General features: G+C 41.3%; 14 protein-coding genes. 2 read left to right on the top strand and 12 right to left on the bottom strand.

What is annotated here, in order from left to right; genetic code table 11:
* The first annotated feature begins 222 nt into the window (after nt 1–222).
* Nucleotides 223–1,665 (top strand): L,D-transpeptidase family protein, encoded by a 1,443-nt coding sequence (locus tag V7266_RS28220; protein WP_335472537.1) that lies wholly within the window; start codon nt 223–225, stop codon nt 1,663–1,665.
* Nucleotides 1,666–1,814: 149 nt separating this feature from the next.
* Here V7266_RS28220 and V7266_RS28215 read toward each other — a convergent pair whose 3' ends face one another.
* From V7266_RS28215 to V7266_RS28185, 7 genes are all read right to left on the bottom strand, one after another.
* Complete coding sequence (locus V7266_RS28215) at nt 1,815–3,125, bottom strand: MFS transporter (protein ID WP_335472536.1); 1,311 nt, start codon at nt 3,123–3,125, stop codon at nt 1,815–1,817.
* Nucleotides 3,126–3,176: 51 nt separating this feature from the next.
* On the bottom strand, nt 3,177–4,157 hold the full coding sequence (locus V7266_RS28210) for a phosphoglycerate dehydrogenase (RefSeq protein WP_335472535.1): 981 nt from the start codon (nt 4,155–4,157) through the stop codon (nt 3,177–3,179).
* Nucleotides 4,158–4,316: 159 nt separating this feature from the next.
* Nucleotides 4,317–5,327: a 4-hydroxythreonine-4-phosphate dehydrogenase PdxA gene (pdxA, locus tag V7266_RS28205; RefSeq protein WP_335472534.1), complete on the bottom strand. Its 1,011-nt coding sequence runs from the start codon at nt 5,325–5,327 to the stop codon at nt 4,317–4,319.
* Entirely contained in the window at nt 5,275–6,609 is a 1,335-nt protein-coding gene (locus V7266_RS28200) for a four-carbon acid sugar kinase family protein (protein WP_335472533.1), read from the bottom strand. The genes pdxA and V7266_RS28200 overlap by 53 nt, the downstream gene beginning before the upstream one ends.
* A gap of 9 nt (nt 6,610–6,618) precedes the next feature.
* A complete protein-coding gene (locus tag V7266_RS28195; RefSeq protein ID WP_335472532.1) occupies nt 6,619–7,782 on the bottom strand; it encodes an iron-containing alcohol dehydrogenase in 1,164 nt (387 codons plus the stop codon).
* Between the two features lie 39 nt (nt 7,783–7,821).
* Complete coding sequence (gene dapA / locus V7266_RS28190) at nt 7,822–8,721, bottom strand: 4-hydroxy-tetrahydrodipicolinate synthase (protein ID WP_335472531.1); 900 nt, start codon at nt 8,719–8,721, stop codon at nt 7,822–7,824.
* Between the two features lie 164 nt (nt 8,722–8,885).
* On the bottom strand, nt 8,886–10,643 hold the full coding sequence (locus V7266_RS28185; protein ID WP_335472530.1) for a sigma-54-dependent Fis family transcriptional regulator: 1,758 nt from the start codon (nt 10,641–10,643) through the stop codon (nt 8,886–8,888).
* A 241-nt stretch (nt 10,644–10,884) separates the two neighbouring features.
* Here V7266_RS28185 and V7266_RS28180 point away from each other — a divergent pair, with 241 nt between their 5' ends.
* Nucleotides 10,885–12,108, top strand: a complete 1,224-nt coding sequence (locus V7266_RS28180; RefSeq protein ID WP_335472529.1) for an NAD(P)/FAD-dependent oxidoreductase — start codon at nt 10,885–10,887, stop codon at nt 12,106–12,108.
* A 195-nt stretch (nt 12,109–12,303) separates the two neighbouring features.
* Here the strand turns inward: V7266_RS28180 and V7266_RS28175 are convergent, their stop codons facing one another.
* From V7266_RS28175 to V7266_RS28155, 5 genes are all read right to left on the bottom strand, one after another.
* The gene (locus V7266_RS28175; RefSeq protein ID WP_335472528.1) at nt 12,304–13,119 is read right to left on the bottom strand and encodes an EcsC family protein; all 816 of its coding nucleotides are present in this window, start codon (nt 13,117–13,119) and stop codon (nt 12,304–12,306) included.
* Between the two features lie 102 nt (nt 13,120–13,221).
* Entirely contained in the window at nt 13,222–15,057 is a 1,836-nt protein-coding gene (locus tag V7266_RS28170) for an ABC transporter ATP-binding protein (RefSeq protein WP_335472527.1), read from the bottom strand.
* Nucleotides 15,032–16,792 (bottom strand): ABC transporter ATP-binding protein, encoded by a 1,761-nt coding sequence (locus tag V7266_RS28165; RefSeq protein WP_335472526.1) that lies wholly within the window; start codon nt 16,790–16,792, stop codon nt 15,032–15,034. The genes V7266_RS28170 and V7266_RS28165 overlap by 26 nt, the downstream gene beginning before the upstream one ends.
* Nucleotides 16,793–16,964: 172 nt before the next feature.
* Nucleotides 16,965–18,239 carry a glycosyl hydrolase family 18 protein gene (locus V7266_RS28160; RefSeq protein WP_335472525.1) on the bottom strand — a complete coding sequence of 425 codons (1,275 nt, stop codon included), beginning with the start codon at nt 18,237–18,239 and terminating at the stop codon, nt 16,965–16,967.
* Between the two features lie 99 nt (nt 18,240–18,338).
* Entirely contained in the window at nt 18,339–18,965 is a 627-nt protein-coding gene (locus tag V7266_RS28155; RefSeq protein WP_335472524.1) for a PspA/IM30 family protein, read from the bottom strand.
* Nucleotides 18,966–19,080: the final 115 nt, after the last annotated feature.

Here is a 19,080-nt window from a genome sequence, read left to right as displayed (position 1 = left end):
GATTCAATCTGAAAAATAGGCATACTTAACTATAAGAGCAAATGATTATATTAAATTTCACGCATTTACAAATTCCGACAAATTCACCCTAAAAATTTTAGTAGAATGGTAGTTGTAATTTAAGGTTAATTTAAGAATGTTGTAATATAATTGTAATCGTTGTATGCATAGCGAAAAGTAACGGCGGTTGACGCTGGGTCACCGGGTTGAGGGGGAATTTTTATGGAAAACGCTGTAAACGAATCAAAGGAAATCGATCAACAACGGGAAAAACCATCTAAATGGTATAAAAACTGGAAGTTTATCACGCCAAGTGCCATTGTTCTAGTTGCACTCATAATGGGCGGAATCAGTTATTATCAGACAAACCACTTTAATGCAAATATCAAGATTAATGGTATAGACGTCGGCGGACTAACGGCAGATGAGGCACTTAATAAATTAAAAACAACTGTCTTAAAAAACGAAGTCTATGTAGGAAAGCAACAAATTTTAGATGGAACAGATACGAAGATAGGTTTTACCGACAAAGACCTTTCGGGTGTTAAAAAAATAGCAAAAAGTCAACAGACGCTTTTCCCTTCATCGAAGGCAAAAAATTATTCACTCATGCCAGCCCAGCCAGATACGTATCGCAGCCAAGATTTGAAGAAACAATTAGAAGAAAAGCTAATCTCTATGAATAAGAGTTTAAAAGTGCCCCAAGATGCCCAAGCTCATTTGGAACAAGGTAAAATTGTCGTTTCAAAAAGCATAGACGGGGAGCAATATGATGTCGCCGGTCTAGTAAAAGACTTTGTGAAGCAAGGATTGACAAGTGAAGTTCATCTCAATCCTGTATTGATCCTGCCGGTAAAAGAAGATAGTGAGATAGTCAAAAAAGAAGAAGAAAAGCTAAAAGAACTTCTTCAAAAAACCGTTGACTATAAAGTACAAAATCAAGTTTATTCACTAAAAGCCAGCGAATTAATCAAAAGTGCTTCTGTAACGAAAGATTTAAAAGTGACAATTGATACAGATGATATTAAAAACAAGCTTACTGAAATTAATGATTCTCAGTCTACATTAAATAAAAATTTCAAATTTAAGACTCATTCAGGTTCGGTCCTTTCGGTTAAAGGGGAAGGCTATGGCTGGGCTTTAGATGTGGACAAGGAAACCGCACAGGTTCAGGCTGCTTTTGAAAAAGGAACTACATCCCTTTCCGCGGCTAATATTATCGGACATGGCTGGAGCGGAGAAGGCTACGGCTATGAAACGACCGCGAACAATGGCATTGGCGATACCTACGCAGAAGTTTCCATTGCAGAACAGCGTATTTGGATTTACAAAAACGGAAAATTAGCTGTTACAACGAGTGTCGTGACCGGTAAACACAGTACGGGTGAAGATACCGATAAAGGCGTGTGGTATATCCTTTATAAACGAACACCATCCACATTAAAAGGCAGTCACGTAGGTAGTGGGTCTTATGAAGTGGAAGTCCAATATTGGGCACCATTTACGAACAGCGGGGAAGGTTTCCATGATGCCAGCTGGCGGTCAAACTGGTCAAGTACAGCCTACCTAAATGCCGGATCTGGCGGCTGCGTTAACACACCATCAAGTGTTATGAAAACAGTCTATAACAACCTCAGCACATATGAGCCGGTTGTCATTTATTAAAGGAAGCGCGGGGACGATTCTTCTGCTTTGGAAGCAGAAGAACCGTCCCTTTGCATAGAGGACCTTCCCCTTCATTTCAATCACATTACAAAAAAAGGGTGCAGCAACGGAATTAAACGTTCTGCACCCTTTTCTATTTATTCGAAATGTTATGCTTCAATTGGTTTTACTTTACCTAGTAAGAATACATAGTTGATGATACCTACTACGATTAAACCTGCTGAGAAAAGCAAAGCAGGAACAAATGAACCTGTAGAAGCCACAAAGAAACCTGTAATAATCGGGCCCACTACTCCGCCCATGTTTGAAACTGTATTTTGCATTCCAGCTACAATCGAGGTCATATTTTTCGGAGCAACGTCTCCTGGGAGAGCCCAAACTTGAGATGCAGCGATTGTTGTACCAGATTTAGCAATACATAGTAAGACAACAGCTAAAACAGCAGAATCTGCAAATGCAGCAAAACCTATACAAGATGCCATGAGCAATCCAACAATTAGAAATAGTTTTCTAGTCGCTGTTAATGAAAGCTTTCCACTTGAATAAACACGGTCCGATAGCCAGCCAGCAATAACCTCTACAACCATCGCGATTAGAAGAGGCAGCGAGGCAACAAACCCCATCTCTATCAATCCCATTCCTCTTTCTTTAACTAAGTATGTAGGAAGCCAAGTGATGAAGAAATAAGAGTTGTAGTTAATGGTAAAGAAGCCAATACACATTGCCCAGATATTCCGGTGCTTTAGCAGCTGATACCATTTCATAGGCTGCTCATTATCGATTCCTTCTTTTTTCAACTGACCTTCTCTTATATGTTTTAGTTCTGCAGCGTTTACACCCTTATGATCCTCAGGTTTTTCTTTAAAATATAATAGCCATACAATACCCCAAACAATACCTAATGTCCCGATAATCGCGAAGGTCATTTTCCAGTCGAACATGGCGATTAACCAAACAATCAACGGCATTGCAATGGCACCGCCGAACTTGGAACCGCTGTCAAAAAAACCTGAAACAGTGGCTCTTTCTTTGTCAGGGAACCATTTTGACGAAATACCCGCATTACTTGGGTAAGCACCAGCCTCACCAACCCCCAAGGCAACTCTGAAGCCCAGGATCGATTTAAATCCTGTAGCCAAACCTGTTACGGCAGTGGCAATCGACCACCAGATAACCGCAAAACCTAACGTTTTTTTCTGTCCAATTTTATCGGCTACCCAGCCGGCAGGAACCTGTAATAACGCATAGGACCAGAAAAATCCAGACATAATAATCCCCATTTGCGCTTCATTTAACCCGAAATCCTTGGTGATGTAGGGCGCCGCTGCTGAAAGTACGGTTCGGTCTATATAGTTAATTGCAATGGCTGCCCACATGAGGACAGCTACAACCCATCGTACATTTGTCTTTTTGACAAGTGGATTCTCATACTCTGAAACTACTGCTTTATTTTGTAACAAGGAACATCCCTCCTAGATATAATGGTTTCATAAACATTTAGAATATAAAGATTATTTCTTACTAGAAAGGACTACCACTTCATCAAGTCCATTCACAACAAACTGAGGTTTATTTTGGTGTACGAGAACCTCGACTATATTCTTTACACATGTCATTCCGAGTGCATTAACAGCTCCATCTGTATAGCCTGCTATATGTGGCATGGCAATAAAGTTTGGAAGTTCAAATAATGGGTGCTTTTTCAAAGGTTCCTCTACAAATACATCTAAAGCAGCCCCTGCAATGTCTCCATTTTTTAAAGCTTGGTAGAGATCCTCTTCCACTACAATTCCACCTCTAGATGCGTTTACTAAGAAGGCAGAGTTTTTCATCATTTCAAACTGCCGTTTTCCTACAAGACCATTAGTTTGCTCCGTTAACGGAAGATGCAGCGTAATAAAATCACTAGACTTAAAAAGTTCATCAAGTTCTACTAATTTAATATGATTTTGCTCAGCATATTCTCGATTAGGGAATGGATCATACGCTAAGATATCCATACCAAATCCTTTTGCTCTGCGGGCAACTTCTCTGCCGATGGCTCCAAGTCCGATGATTCCTACACTTTTTCCGAATACATCTGTCCCAAAAACCCTTGGCCACTGTCCTTGCTTTGTTAGATAATCTGCTTGCGGAATTTGTCTGGCCAATGCGAGCATCAATCCGAAACTAAAATCAGCTACGGCATGCATATTAGCATTGGTGACATTCGTTACCCAAACATTCTTCTCCCTAGCGGCATCTAAATCAATATTATCGACTCCAACCCCATGTTTACAAACAATCTTTAACGCAGGAGCCTGTCCAAGTACACGGGAATTGATTTCACTAAAAGCAACAATAGCTGCATCAGCATCTTTTAAATTTTTGATGAGTTCATCTTCAGAAATATCTGCCGGTAAATGGACTAATTCAAGTCCATGTTTCTGTAAGTACTCAATTGGTTCATTGGAATATTTCGCAAATGACGGAGAGGTAGAAACAACCTTCATCCTTTCGTTCCTCCTTTAGAAACCTAGCTCTTTTAAGCACGGTGTTTGCTTTATTTTACATAACGAATTAATATTTTAAGTAATCGTCCAAAGTCTCTCTCAGTACTGACATTCGGGGAATGTCGGAGTTCCCCGAATGTCAGTACTGAGAGGACTTTTTTATTTTGCTTCAAAAACCGCCTTAGGTGCTAATTCTGCACCAGATTGGATCGCTGCAAGCATACTTCGTTCATCAGCAATGTTTTTCCCAGCAATATCAAACGCCGTTCCATGATCTACAGAGGTACGAATTACACCACCATTTAAACCAACCGTGATATTGACACCTTCTTCCAACCCCAACACCTTGATTGGCACATGGCCCTGATCGTGGTAACATGCAACAACAAGATCAAAATCACCGCGAACTGCACGGAAAAAGACAGTGTCTGCTGGGTGCGGACCGCTTACATTTATCCCTTCACAAGCAGCCTGTTCAATTCCTGGAACTAACTTTTCTTCCTCTTCCCCATCTCCAAACAAGCCATTTTCGCCCGCATGCGGGTTAATTCCGCAAACTGCGATCCTTGGATTGGTATAGCCAGCACGCGTTAATGTTTCATGCGCAAGCTTCACAACCTTATAAGTCCGCTCGGGCGTAATTGACTGGACGGCTTTAATCAAGCCGACATGGGTCGTCAAATGAATGACCTTTAATTTAGGCGAAGATAACATCATTGAATAATCGACTGTTTCGGTTAATTCAGCAAGAATTTCGGTATGCCCCGGATAAAGATGTCCTCCTTTATGAAGAGCTTCTTTATTTAATGGTGCAGTACAGATGGAGTGAATCTCTTTATTCTTTGCCAACTCAACTGCCAGCTTCAAATATTGAAAAGCCGCATCTCCGGCCTGCGGTGATAATTGACCAAACGGTAAATCTTCAGGCAGTAAACCTAAATCAATACAATCTATTGTACCAAATTCAAATTGGCTGTCAGCGACGGATTTAACGGCGGCAACTTTTAATGGTGCATCAGTAATCTGAATCGCTCTTTCTATCATTTTCGCATCGCCTATCACAACAGGTCTGCACATGTCATAAACCTCTTGATGACTCAAGGCTTTCACGATGATTTCAGGACCCACTCCTGCGGCATCGCCCATGGTAATCCCTATAATCGGCTTCATCATATTCCTCCCCTCGAAGTTTAGAAACGGCCTTCAACATAACCTCATCAGAGCCAAAGTTCCCAGCCTTGGTGACAGCTAATAACTCTTTATCCGTCAATACCCGGCCAAGCGGGACACCGGATTCTACTTCATCAATTAAAATAAAATCATTCACATTTAATTGAAGGAATACTTGCTGTGCTGTATCTCCTCCAGTTAAAAATAGATATCTCAAATCATTCATACGGATAATCTCTGCTGCAATTTCCCCTAAAACCTTTGAAATGATATTACTGATTCTGACAGCATCGTATCCCATTCTTTCTCCAACTTCACGGGTTTCATCCACATTTTTTGAAGAGTATAAAGCTACATTTTTCCCCAGTAAAAAGGCTGCTCTTGCCCCAATTAAGATTCGTTTGAATTCACTTTCCTTTAAATCTTCTTTCTGTAAAACTTTTGCAGAATCCATTTCCAGTCCAACGGTATTCGAATAAGTCAAAAGATGGTTTAACTGGGACCGTCCCGCTGCACTCACACTGCCAACCACCAAGAAGACAGGGTCACAATGAATCGGCAGCGGCACCGTTTTTTGGACTCGTTTAACCCCGTAAATTTCTGGTAAATAATTCATTAAACCAGCAGATCCCACCCAAACGATGGAAAAATGGGTCCTGTGAGTCATTTTCACTAACTTTTCTAAATCGGACTCTTCTGAAGAATCAACGGTAATGTAGGAGACTTGATTTTTCTTACAAAAAGTCAGTTTTTCCATAACAGTGTCAAATCCCTGTTGGAGCTCTTGGAATGTTATATGCTCTACCTTCCGCAGCGATTGACTCTCGATTAATCTTTTAATCTTCGAATCCCTAACAGGGGTTTTCGGATCTTTACCCACCTCGGTATCCTCTAGTTTTATATCATTTAGATAATGAATACCATTGATGACTTTACGGCCATTTACCGGAAAGGCTGGGGCAATTATGACAAAATCAGGGGAAAAAGAATCATAGATCGCATTGATTTCCTCCCCGATATTCCCCCTCATCGTTGAATCAATCTTTTTATACACCATGTCATATGGTCCAGATTTGATCATCTCACATACTTTTTTTACCTTTTCGTATGCCTCCACCCCGGAAACAGAGCGGCTATCCGTATTGTATATAACTGCATCATAATCATTGGTTTTATTAAAATCTTCCTGTACTGCCACAGAAACCTTTAATCCATAACGGACTAATTGGCCTCCACAATCACTTGCCCCCGTTAAATCATCCGATATAACTGATATTTTCATAGTCTAGAATTATAGCAGCTGGCGATAAATCGCTTCAATATCTGCTAAACTCAATTTTTTAGGATTGTTATTTAATAGACGAGTGACTTGTGAGGCAGACACAGATATTTCCGGCAGTTCTTCTTCTCTTACACCATAGCTCTTAAGATCTTGAGGGATCTCTAACACACGGGTCCACTCAATGATTTGATCAACCACTTTTTCAGCCAATTCAACATTGGAAAGCCCCTGAGCGCGGATTCCCATCGGTTCAGCTACTAACGCCAGCCGGTCAGTGATCTCATCCATATTGAATTTCATAACATGTGGTAGAAGCATCGAATTTGCCACACCATGAGGAATTTTATATTTTCCTCCTAATGGATAGGCTAACGCATGTACCGCTGCTGTACCCGCACTCGTTAATGCCATCCCGCCATACATGGATCCTACAAGCATTTTTTCTCTTGCCTCAACCGATTCACCGTTTTGATAGGCTTCCACAATGCTGGAAGAAATCAACCGGATCGATTCTAAAGCAAACATGTCACTGATGGGATTTGCCTTCGTTGAAATAAAGGATTCTAAAGAGTGTGTAAAGGCATCCATCCCAGTAGCAGCCGTAATCGGCTTAGGTAATTTCAAAGTAAGAACAGGGTCGAGAATCACTAAGGATGGAAGTAAATACTTGCTGACAATCCCTATCTTTAATTCTTGTTCCGGCAAGGTGACAATCGCATTTGGAGTGACCTCTGCGCCGGTTCCGGAGGTTGTTGGAATCAAAATCGTCGGAACACCTGGATTTTTTACAAGATCGGTCCCTAATAACTGTTCAATCGAAGCATCATTTGTTCTCAACACAGAGAGAATCTTAGTCGTATCTAGAACGCTTCCTCCGCCAATACCAATTAATACATCATAATTCTTATTGGCAGTCGCCTCAAATACCTGTTCAATATTCTCTACTGTTGGTTCAGGGAGAATATTTGTATTAATATCTGTTGTAACCCCTTTGGCTGTTAATTGGGTGATAATTAGATCACAAAAGCCCAAATCCTGAATCGATGGCTGTGTGATGATCAGCGCAGATTTCACTTCCACTCCCAGTAAAGATAATTTTCCCCCAAGCAGTTGGAGTGAATTTTGTCCTGCGAAAATATTCTGTGCGGTTTGAAACTGATAAATCGATTGCATTCCCATCCATCCTTTCTACTTTCTAAATCAATCGTATAGTTATTTAATAGTAGATAAATTTTGTTGTTTATAAAATTCCACCATTTCCGTTACCTTTTCTAAGGCATCTCCCGCAATTTCTGCTACAGGCATTTTAGGAGGTCCAACCGGAATACTATAAAGTTCTACCGCTTTCTTTAATACGGACGGCAAGGTTCCGTATTTAAAGGCGTCGCGTAAAGGCTGTAATTTTTGCTGATTTTCCTGTGCTGCACCTATATTCCCCTCTAACCAGTTGTTATAAATAGCAACCACAACATCTGGTACCATATTCGCTGTTGCCGCAACGGCACCTTTTCCACCTGCCTGTAACGTTTGGAGGATCAAAGAGTCAGTACCGGCAAAAACGGAGAAGTCTTCATCTTTTGAGGCATTTATGTAATTTTCAATGTTGTCAAAGTTTCCACCGCTATCTTTGATTCCCACGATATTTGGCACCTTTGCTAGTCGTGCAACGGTTCCAGGCTCTATATTCACACCTGTTCTCGCTGGGATATTGTATAAAAGCACCGGCAGGGAAGTACTTTCAGCCACCTTTTCAAAATGGACTGCCAATTCTTCTTGGGTGGGCGGAATGAAGAATGGAGTAATCAACGACAAGGCATCAGCGCCCAGCTGCTCCATTTTCTGTGATAACTCAACGGCTTCCTCTGTACTATTTCCGCCAGTACCCACCATTACAGGTACTCTTCCATTTACTTCTTCGATGACAATTCTTGCCATCTCTATTTTTTCCTCGGTATTCAGTAAGTGAAATTCCCCGTTTGTTCCGAGAATGAAGATTCCATGTACGCCTGATTCGATCAAATGGTTTGTCAATTGTCTTGTTACAGCTTCATTCACCTTTTGTTCCGCAGTTAATGGTGTTACCATGGCCGGAATAATTCCCTTTAGTTCCAATATCCTACACCTTCTTATTTAGTATTGTTTATTTTTTCAACAAATGTAGTAACGCTTACAAATAGAATTATAGATTACAACGTTTAATTTTACAACTACTTTAATTTAAAAAATAACAAAAACACCAAGATTGTTGCATTTTTAAACAACCTTGGTGTTTCGGCCTATTGATCCTTTAATTTTCTCCATAAAGTGGTACGGTTAATCCCAAGTCTTTCAGCCGTTTTAGTCTGGTTCATCCCTTCCTCCAGCCAGACCTGCCTAATGATTTTCTGTTCGATTTCCTCTAGAGTTCCTGTTAAATCGGGATGAGATTTCTCCGTCTCCTTTACCTTTGTATTTAAAATGGGTTGAATATCCTCTTTTTCAATAAAAGGTCCGTTTGCTAACAAAACACTTTCACTTATCACTTGCTTTAATTGAGTAATGTTCCCCGGCCAGCTAAAGCTCTCTAATTCTGCAATTGCATCATTCCGAATTCCTGCAATTTGTTTTCCGTACCTTGTATTAAATTCATTAATAAAAATACGAGCGATATGATCGATATCTTCTTTTCGCTCAGATAAAGGAGGAAGACTCAAGGTCAATGGAGCCAGTGAATAATACAATTCACTCGAAAAGGTTCCATTTTCAATCATGGCTAAAATATTTTTTTGCGATGAAGCAATAACGCGGCACTTGGGTTGATTCGCAAGCAAATAGGCTAGCAATTGCTGCTGTAAGGATAAGTCCATGGAATCGATATTCTTCAAGAAAATCGTTCCGTTCTCATTCGCAGCCAGCAGACCATTTTCTTCTCCATTTAACTGAAGATTCCATTGTTCCGCTGTTAAAAGCGAACAATTAATGGTTAAGAGTGGATAGGAGCGTTTGGAACTGCGAAAATGGATATACTGGGTTAATTTTTCCTTTCCGGTTCCTTTCTCACCGCTAATCCAAATAGAATCCTCTTTTTCACTATATCTTTCCGCAGTTCGGATGACATTTTTCATCTCATTATTTTTGGTAAAGGAAGTTTGGATTGGGCCTGCATTCGTTATAATCGAGATACCCTTGGAAAGCATGTTAGGCTTCAATTCTATTTTTTGTAAACGAAATACAACGAACGGCACTTCAAATCCTTGTAATTTACTCCCTTTTACCTTCCAAATGTCATGATTGTTTTCAATGATTGTTGTATATTCCCCTTTTGATAGAACATCCGTCACGGCCTCTTTAATAGGAATGGACTCTTTAAAGGTTTGATCTAATTTTTCAGAAAAACAGGTATTGGAGTAAATGCTATTCAATGTTGAATCAAACACAACAAAGCCTTCTTCCTCCTCCTGAAGAATTTGTTGGGCAATGGATAATTTTTTCCTCAAAATCGAGAAATAGTTGTGCATCTTTTTAGCGTTTTGAAAGGCCTTTATGATGCTTTCCTTCCCTGAAGTAACTAACACACCATTTAATCCCAGGCTTTCCGCTTCCTTCACGGTAACCACATCGCCGATGATGACCTCATAACCCTTTTCAAGTAACCGCTTTAAAGTTGGCTTTACCTCTTCTTCCATTGAAATGACATAGGAAGATATATCAATTTCAAGTAATTGACAGACCGTTGCTGCACCTTCAGATATTGGTGGAAAGCCAACAATGGCCGCCTTGCCGGGATAATCTTTCACCAAGGTTAATACGCGGAGCATATCATAACCGGAAACTTCAATTTCAATTACGGGGATGGATACTTTCTTTTGGATGAGTTCCGCCGTACCGCCGCGGCTTATGATAATATCAAAGCCACGGTCGGCTGCACGATTGGCGAGCTCCACCCCTTGTTCCAAGTCTCCGACCTCAACATGTATCTCAAAATCTTGATTTCGACCTTGTTCTATTATTAATTCCTTTAACCCATCATAAGGGGCAATCGCCAAGACCTTCATTAAATCCCACCCTTTGTTGCAATATTAAACACACATATATTTAATATACCAAATTCTGAAGCAAACTGTTTATTTTTTAAATGATTTCTTAAAAATTAAATTTACATAAGCCATTAAATTTAGCCTGCCCAAAATAAATGGAGCCCGCTTGTTGAGTACTCAATTGAGCAATCCTCCTGCATGCTAAACACCTGAATGGAAATAGTAACATTATCCGTGTAAAAAAGTAGGAGGAAACAGAATGAACTTACAATCTGGAACATATTATTGGCCGCTGACTTTTCCCGGCGCCCCATCCTATCCATCTTTAGCCGAGGATCTAACTTGTGATGTGTGCATTATCGGCGGCGGGAGCTCTGCTGCTCAATGTGCCTATTACCTAGCGGATGCCGGTTTAGATGTAATGGCTATCGAAAAAGGGAAAATCGGCAGCGGCAGTACCAGTACAAATACGGCACTGATTCAATATTCCGGTGAAAAAATGTTTACCGACCTTATCCATACATTCGGGCAGGAGTACATCGAACGCCACTTACAATTATTAAAAGAAGCAATCGACGAAATTGAAGCATCATCAAAAGCCGCTGAAATCGATAGTGAATTCACTCGAAGAGACACGCTTTACTCTGCTAGCTGCCAAGAAGATGTGGCGAAACTAATAAAAGAATATGACTTTTTAAAGGAGCATAATTGCGAGCTGGATTTTTGGACAAAGGACGATATTGAAAGTAAATATCCATTTAGCCGAGAAGCAGCGATTTATTCCTACAACGATGGCGAACTGAATCCTTTTAAGTTTACTCATGCATTGATGGATTACGCCGCAAAAAAAGGCGTGCATATTTACGAAAATACGGAAATGAATGGTCACCATTACGATGTGGAACAGAAACGGATGGTCATTTCAACGAAGACGGGACACTCGATTAAAGCGCGCCATGTTATTTTCACTGCCGGCTATGAGGGAATCGATATTAGAAAAGAGAAAAAGGCTTCTTTTGTGAGTACCTATACGGTTACCACAAATCCTGTCGATGATTTTTCAACGTGGTATAACCGCACACTCCTTTGGGAGACGGCCCGTCCTTATCTATTTATGCGTACGACAGCGGACAATCGGATCATCATCGGCGGCCTTGATGATAATGCCACTTCCCCTGATGACCGGGATAGTAAGCTGCTGCATAAGAAGGATAAGTTGATTGAGGAGTTTCATAAGCAGTTTCCCGATATTCAGGTGCAGCCGGAATTCTATTTAGCGGCTTTCTATGGCGGCACGGTTGACGGCCTGCCGATTATCGGTGTGTATGATGAATATCCGAACAGCTATTTTCTTTTTGCCTTTGGTGATAACGGCACCGTCTACAGTCAGCTGCTGGCGAAGATTATTGTCGAAGACATCGTTAAAGGAAGCAGCCAGGATATGGCGTTGTATTTGCAGGATCGACCGCTTTTAAAAAAATAAATAGTGTTTCTGGCGGTTGGTAATCGGTTACTGGCGGTTAACTCATTTTTACTGGCGGATGGCAAACGGCTACTGGCGGATAACCCATTCTTACTGGCGGATAGCGAACGGTTACTGGCTGTTAACCGATTCTTACTGGCGGATGGCGACCATCTTCTCGCGGGAAGCACAATTCACATCAAAAAGAGGACCTGCTTAATCCCGCAGGTCCTTCGTTTCATGCTCCAACCTCTCCAAAATCCTTCTTTTTCGGTAAAGCATCATGCCTGTTTCAGCCAAATCATTAATCATTGACCTATTGGTAAATGCCCCGAAAATCATTCCGGCAATCGGAACCATTTGAAAAAGCTTCTTCCAGCCAAACTGGTCACGGTACGTATAGACCACCTCACGCCAGCCTTGCAGCTGTGAAACCATTTCATCCGATCTGCTCTCTGCTCGCCCATACTGGGAAAGTTCATTCAAAATTGCCCGTTTCCCGACAATATCAGCAGATGAAAATTGCAGGCATTTCACAATGAAAATCCGCTCACTTTGCTCACTTGGATCATAACCATGAATAAGCGCAATTTCCTGTAATGTTTTTAAAGAAATAGCCATTAAAGCCGGAATATCAATCGCAAGCGTAAAAATCCCGCCTATTCCAGTGCTCGCTCCTTGAATAGTAACAAACTTCTTCCGTTGCTCAGTAAGCTCCATGCTTAACTTATGCATTGTCGTTAGAGGAATTTCTCTAATATCAGCTGCATTGTTGATCGGCTTCCCTAGCTCTTTTTCTATTTTTCCAAAAATGGTCTCTTTCTTAATTAAATAGCTGCCGCCCGTTTGTACATATGATCCTATTTCCTCAAGCAAGCTGCCAACTTTGTTATGAATAAATTTAGGCGTTATCTTATCAAGAAGCTTAAACGGCAGCCGCCCAAGCCGCTCCCAAATCCACAAATCATTCTGATCTTTTTCCCATTTCTCAATGACGGAAAGCTCATTCATTAATTCATCTCTTGTTTCCATATACTTCATCACCTTCATTCCATAGCATGTCCGTTGATAGATATACGAAAACAAACTTGTTTGGTTTCAAAAGGGCTCTATTCTGCTTAAACATTTCTTCAGTCAGCTTACATATCCCTGTGTCAATTGATTATTATATAAATTAGAATAAAATCCATTCATCATTAATAATTCCTCATGCGAACCCTGTTCAACGATTTCTCCATTATTAACGACTAAGATTTTGTCTGCCTCTCGTATCGTACTAAGTCTGTGGGCAATGACAAAACTTGTTCTTCCCTTCATTAAAGACTTCATCGCCTCCTGGATATGCAGCTCAGTTCGTGTATCCACACTACTGGTCGCTTCATCTAAAATCAGGATCGATGGATCAGCGAGTACAGCCCTGGCAATTGTCAACAGCTGCCTTTGTCCTTGACTTAAATTATTCCCCTCGGCATTTAATTCCGTGTCGTAACCTTTTGGCAGTTTTCTAATAAACGAATCGGCATTCGCAAGCCGAGCGGCAGCTTCCACTTCTTGATCCGCAGCATTTAAACGGCCGTATCGAATATTTTCTCGGATGGTACCTGAAAAAACATAGGCATCTTGAAGTACTAATCCAATTTGTTTTCTTAAAAAGGATTTATCGAGTTGGCGAATATCCTCCCCGTCAATTTGAATACTACCTGATTGGATATCATAGAATCGCGTCAATAAATTAATAATCGTCGTTTTTCCTGCCCCTGTTGGTCCCACTAAAGCAATCATCTGACCTGGAAGGGCGTGGAAGGAGAGATTTTTAAGAACATCCCTATCCACTGTATACCCAAATTGAACTTGATCAAAGATGACGTCCCCTTTAAAATTTTTATCGTTTTCTGCTTCATCCTTACCTAATGTCTCTGAATCCAGGTCTAATACCTCAAAAACACGCTCTGCTCCTGCAATCGCTGATTGGAGCAAATTATATTGGTTGGCCAGTTGATTAATCGGCTGGCTGAATTGGCTGGAATAATTAAGAAAACTAACAATAATTCCAATCGTAATCAGGTCATGATAGGTGAACACGCCGCCGATGACCGCAATAATAACAAAACTTAGATTGCGCATCGCATTCATCATCGGTCCCATCGAGCCAGAAATACTTTGCGCTTTTAACCCGACCATTCTCAGTCTTTCGTTCATCTCCCGAAATTCTTCAATGGATTTGTCTTCCCGCCCAAACACTTTAATCACTCGTAAACCAGAAATACTTTCTTGAACAAACCCATTTACATCTCCTAAGCTCTTTTGTTGTTCAGAAAAGTACTGGCGTGTGTATTTGGTCACTTTTTTGGTGATAAACGCAATAAGGGGCACGATTAAGATGGTAATGAGTGTCATCCAAAGACTTAGATTTAGCATCATGACCACACTGCCAACGAGCATAAACACACTGGAAATAAGCTGAACCACGGTTTGATTCAGGGTATTGGAGACATTTTCAAGGTCGTTTGTAGTACGGCTCATCAATTCTCCATGTGTCCTTTGGTCAAAAAACGGAATCGGTAAATGCTGATACTTTTCAAAAAGATCTTGCCGCATGTCCTTCACGGTATTCTGCGCTAAACCCGAAGCAACATATTGCTGCAGCCAGGTGAAAGCAGCACCTAAAAGGTAAACCCCGAGCAAAACGAAACCCATTCGCAGAAAACCAGCCAATTGATGCGGAATAATATAGTTATCAATCGTTTTTCCTATTAAAAAAGGACCTAAAAGCGCGAAACAAGAGGTTAAGGCCGTACTAATCATGACAATCCATAAGCCCTGCCGCTGCCGCTTTAGGTAACTCCATATTCTGAAGAGCGTGGCTTTGGCATTTTTTGACCTTACTTTCGGAACCTCCCCAGGACGCGGACCTCGGTGAGACGTTGGAAAGAGGTTTGGACTATTAGCTTGATTGCTGCTGTTCGACATAATACTCCTCCTTCTCACCATACTGGGAATGAAAAATATCTTGATAGACGTCACACGTCTCCAGTAATTCTTGATGGGTACCGCTTCCCACAATCATTCCATCCTCCATCACAAGTATTTGATCAGCATTTAGGACAGATGAAATTTTCTGAGCAATTAAGAACGTAATGCCAGAGTTCATGATATTGGTTAAGGAATCACGGAGCCGCTTCTCTGTTCCAAGGTCTAAGGCGCTTGTACTATCATCTAAGATTAAAATAGGCGGTTTGATGAGTAATGCCCGTGCGATAGCAAGCCTTTGCTTTTGGCCGCCAGACAAATTGACTCCCTTTTGACCAACCTTAGTTTCGTAGCCATTTGGCAGTTTGGCGATAAAGTCATGGGCCTGGGCCATTTTGGCTGCCTTCTCGATTTCTTCTAGTGTGGCATCTGATTTTCCAAAAGCAATATTTTCTTTTATAGAACCCGTAAATAAAAAGGATTCTTGGAGAACCACCCCAATCTTATGTCGAAGTTCTAATAGCGGAAGGTCGCGAATATCCTTTCCGTCTAGCTGAATCGACCCGGACGTGACTTCATACAACCTTGGGATTAACTGGACAAGCGTTGATTTTCCAGAGCCCGTGGACCCAATGATTGCTACGGTTTCCCCTTGCTCTGCCTCAAAGCTCACATCCCGTAATACCAATTCTTCTCGATGGTCCGGCCCTCCATATGAAAATCCAACTTTATGAAACTTTACCTGCTTAGCCGGAATGATAGATTCTTTCTCTTTTGGATGACTTTCAATCGTAGGTTTGGTTGTTAACACTTGTTGAATCCGTTTGGCTGACACATTGGACTGTGAGATATTTACAAGAACGGTGCTTACCATCATTAAGGAAGAAAGGGTTTGTGCCACATAGTTAAGAAACGCAACTAAATCCCCCACCTGAACGGACTTCAACCAAACCAAGTTTCCACCATACATAAGGATGACAACTAGACAGGTATTCATAATCAATGTGACGATCGGCGTATTCATCGCAATCACACGCGCCGCTTTGATGGCGGTTTGCGAGTAATCTCGATTGGCCTGTTCGAATTGTTTGGTTTCATAATTCGATCGTACAAAGGCCTTCACCACCCTAATCCCAGCCAAATTTTCTTGTATCCGGCTGTTCACTGCATCGAGTTTTGCTTGGACGTTAGAAAATAACGGATAAGAGAACCGAATCAGAACAACAAGCACGACAACGGAAACAAACAGGGTTCCCAACAGGATGAGCCCCAAACGAAGATTAAGCAACAAAGCCATAATCACGCTTCCTATTAATAACCCTGGGGTTCGAATGATGGATTGCATGAAAATTCTCAATAAATTCTGAACTTGAACTACATCGTTTGTCATCCGGGTAATTAACGAACCCGTCTGAAATGAATCTAGATTTTCAAAAGAGAAGGTTTGGATTTTGGTAAATAGCGCCTCTCGAATGTCGGCGCCAAAATTCTGTGAAGCACGGCTTGCAAAGATATTGCACCCTATGCCTGCCATTAATCCGAGTACGGCAGCAAAAACCATGATGGCACCTGTATGCTGAATGGTCTGCATATCCCTCTCTACGACTCCTTGATTGACAATTTTAGTTGCAAGGGTGGGTTGGAGCAAATCAAAAAATACTTCAAAGGCCATAAATAGGGGCGCAATGAGAACTGATTTCCAATAAGGCTTAATATACTGTCTTAATCCCCACATGAACGATCTCCTTCCACTTGTTGGAATACAAACTTAATGCATACAATTGTATACACTTAGCTTATAAAATGAACATAAAAGATGTCAACATATTAATGTTGAGCAGGACGTAAATTTCAACAGACTCATTTCAGGCCAAATAAAAAAAGAGCTATTAGCTCCTTAAGATGCATCAATTTCGATTCTTTGTCACTGTGATCTCCTTACTTAAAAATGCCCAATTCTGAGGAGCCGGCAGACCGATTTGCCAAAAAGTAGCTCCCACTAATCTGTATATATCAATCAGTTTATACTTTTCCATATAGCTCCGAATGTCTTCAAACCAAACCATATGCTCGGTTGTCCCGCTCCAATACCGATACCATGGGGATTTAGCTTTATCATCGTATTGAATCAGTGTACCCAATGAAATGGCCTTATTTTGTGCAGCAAGCACTGATAATCCTGTAGTTGCATTTGTCGTTACCACTTTATCATAGCCATACAACGCCATAGCTAATAACAGTTTTTGCGGACTCACTTGAGATTGCGCATACTTAACTACTTCTGCTACCCACCAGATGGGTGCGATTGGCTCTGGAGGACCACCCGGATAACCATAATCCATCGTCATGACCGCCATAAGATCCACAGCCTCCCCAATGGACGCATAATCATAAGCTCCCACAATCCGATTCGTCGGCAGATCCGCCGCTTTGGCGTGAACGTTGACATTCAAAATTAAATTCCCTAATTGTTGTTTTAATGCCTGTAAAAACAACGTAAAGTCATTGCGCCTTGCTGGTGGAATAAATTCAAGGTCAAGACTTACACCTCCAAATCCTCTGTTGGTGGTGAGATTGACAATGCTTGAAACTAAATTCTGTCTGTAAGTGGTATTTTCGAGGACCCCGCCTGCTAACTCAGCATTAAACCCGCTCGTTGTATAGTTGCGGATCATCAATAAGGGTGTAATGTTTAATTGCTTAGATCTAGCGATAATAGCAGAGTCATCGATCACATAGGATGCGAAACCTTCACTGCTAAAAGTATAGTTGACGATACCTAAATAGGTTAGTTGATTAGCTAGTGAATCTAATGTAGAAAGGTCCGTTGGGGTTCCAGATGGAACTAAAAATCCCAGCGTACGAATGGCCATTTTTTTGGGTGAGGGAACATTAATAATTTGACCGGTTTGAAGTTTTTTTAAATCAGTACTTGGATTAGCCGTACGAATCGCAGAAATAGTGGTGTTGAAGAGTTGGGCTATTTCCCACAGGGAATCACCCGCTTTTATTTGATAGACTCGAGTTGGCTGGGTATTGTCAGGAATATACAGAGCAAGGCCCGGAACAATGGCTGTAGCAGAGGTTAACCCGTTTATACTAACAATCGTATGAATAGAAACATGATAACGGTTGGAAATAGACCACAGATTTTCACCGGAAGCTACGACATGAACAGTCATCCTGTCACCCCCTTTTATACATCATATTAGGGAGTGAAAATTATATACTAGTGCATAGATAAGAAAAACGGACTTTTGTCACAAGTCCGTTTTCTTTCTCTACTTCTCAAGCTTTTTCTCGAGCTGCGCAATTCGTTCATCAATGGTACTGCTGAAGAAAGAACTCTTTACTTTCTGCTCCAGCCGGTCCATATAGCCCTCAATCTCCTTAAATTTTGAAAAGGAAGGATTGGCGGAAGAATTCGTTTCTAACACCCGGTTCATTTCCAGGTTAGCACGGGTAACATTTTCCCTGCCCATTAACTCCATCCGGCGAATCTGCATATCCTTGACTCTCCGCTTCATCTCTTCATACTTTCTTTCCAATTCACCAAGCTGCTCAGTTACTTGTGTGAGTGAAGCTTGCAGGCGCTCTGCCCGTTCTTCATAATGGTGCTGCTCAGCTGCAGCAAATTGGTAAAGCTCCGTTTCGCCAGCGGCTGAGGCAACCTCTGTTTGATGCTTTCTTTTTTCAGCTAATTTTATTGCCTCACTATGCTCTCTTACAAATTCCTCTCGCAGCTGAGTTTGACGGCCCACTAACTTGCCGACTTTTTCAGTTTCCCGCTCACATTCGCGCAGGTATTGGTTGAGCATGGCAATCGGGTTTTGATTTTCCTTTTTATTAAGGGCCTCATTGATATCTGCTACAATAATATCTTTAATTCTTGTTAATAAGTTTGTCATGGTTTTTCTCTCCTTTTTTATAGGCTGTGTTAAAGGTTACTGTTGATTTTGAGACGATGTTGATTGGAGCGGAAGGCGCTCGACTCCTGCGGGAGTACGGGGCTGGGGAGACCCC

The organism is Neobacillus drentensis (assembly GCF_036965645.1).
GTDB classification, from domain to species: domain Bacteria; phylum Bacillota; class Bacilli; order Bacillales; family Cytobacillaceae; genus Neobacillus; species Neobacillus drentensis_D.
This window is presented reverse-complemented; position numbering and strand designations above follow the sequence as displayed.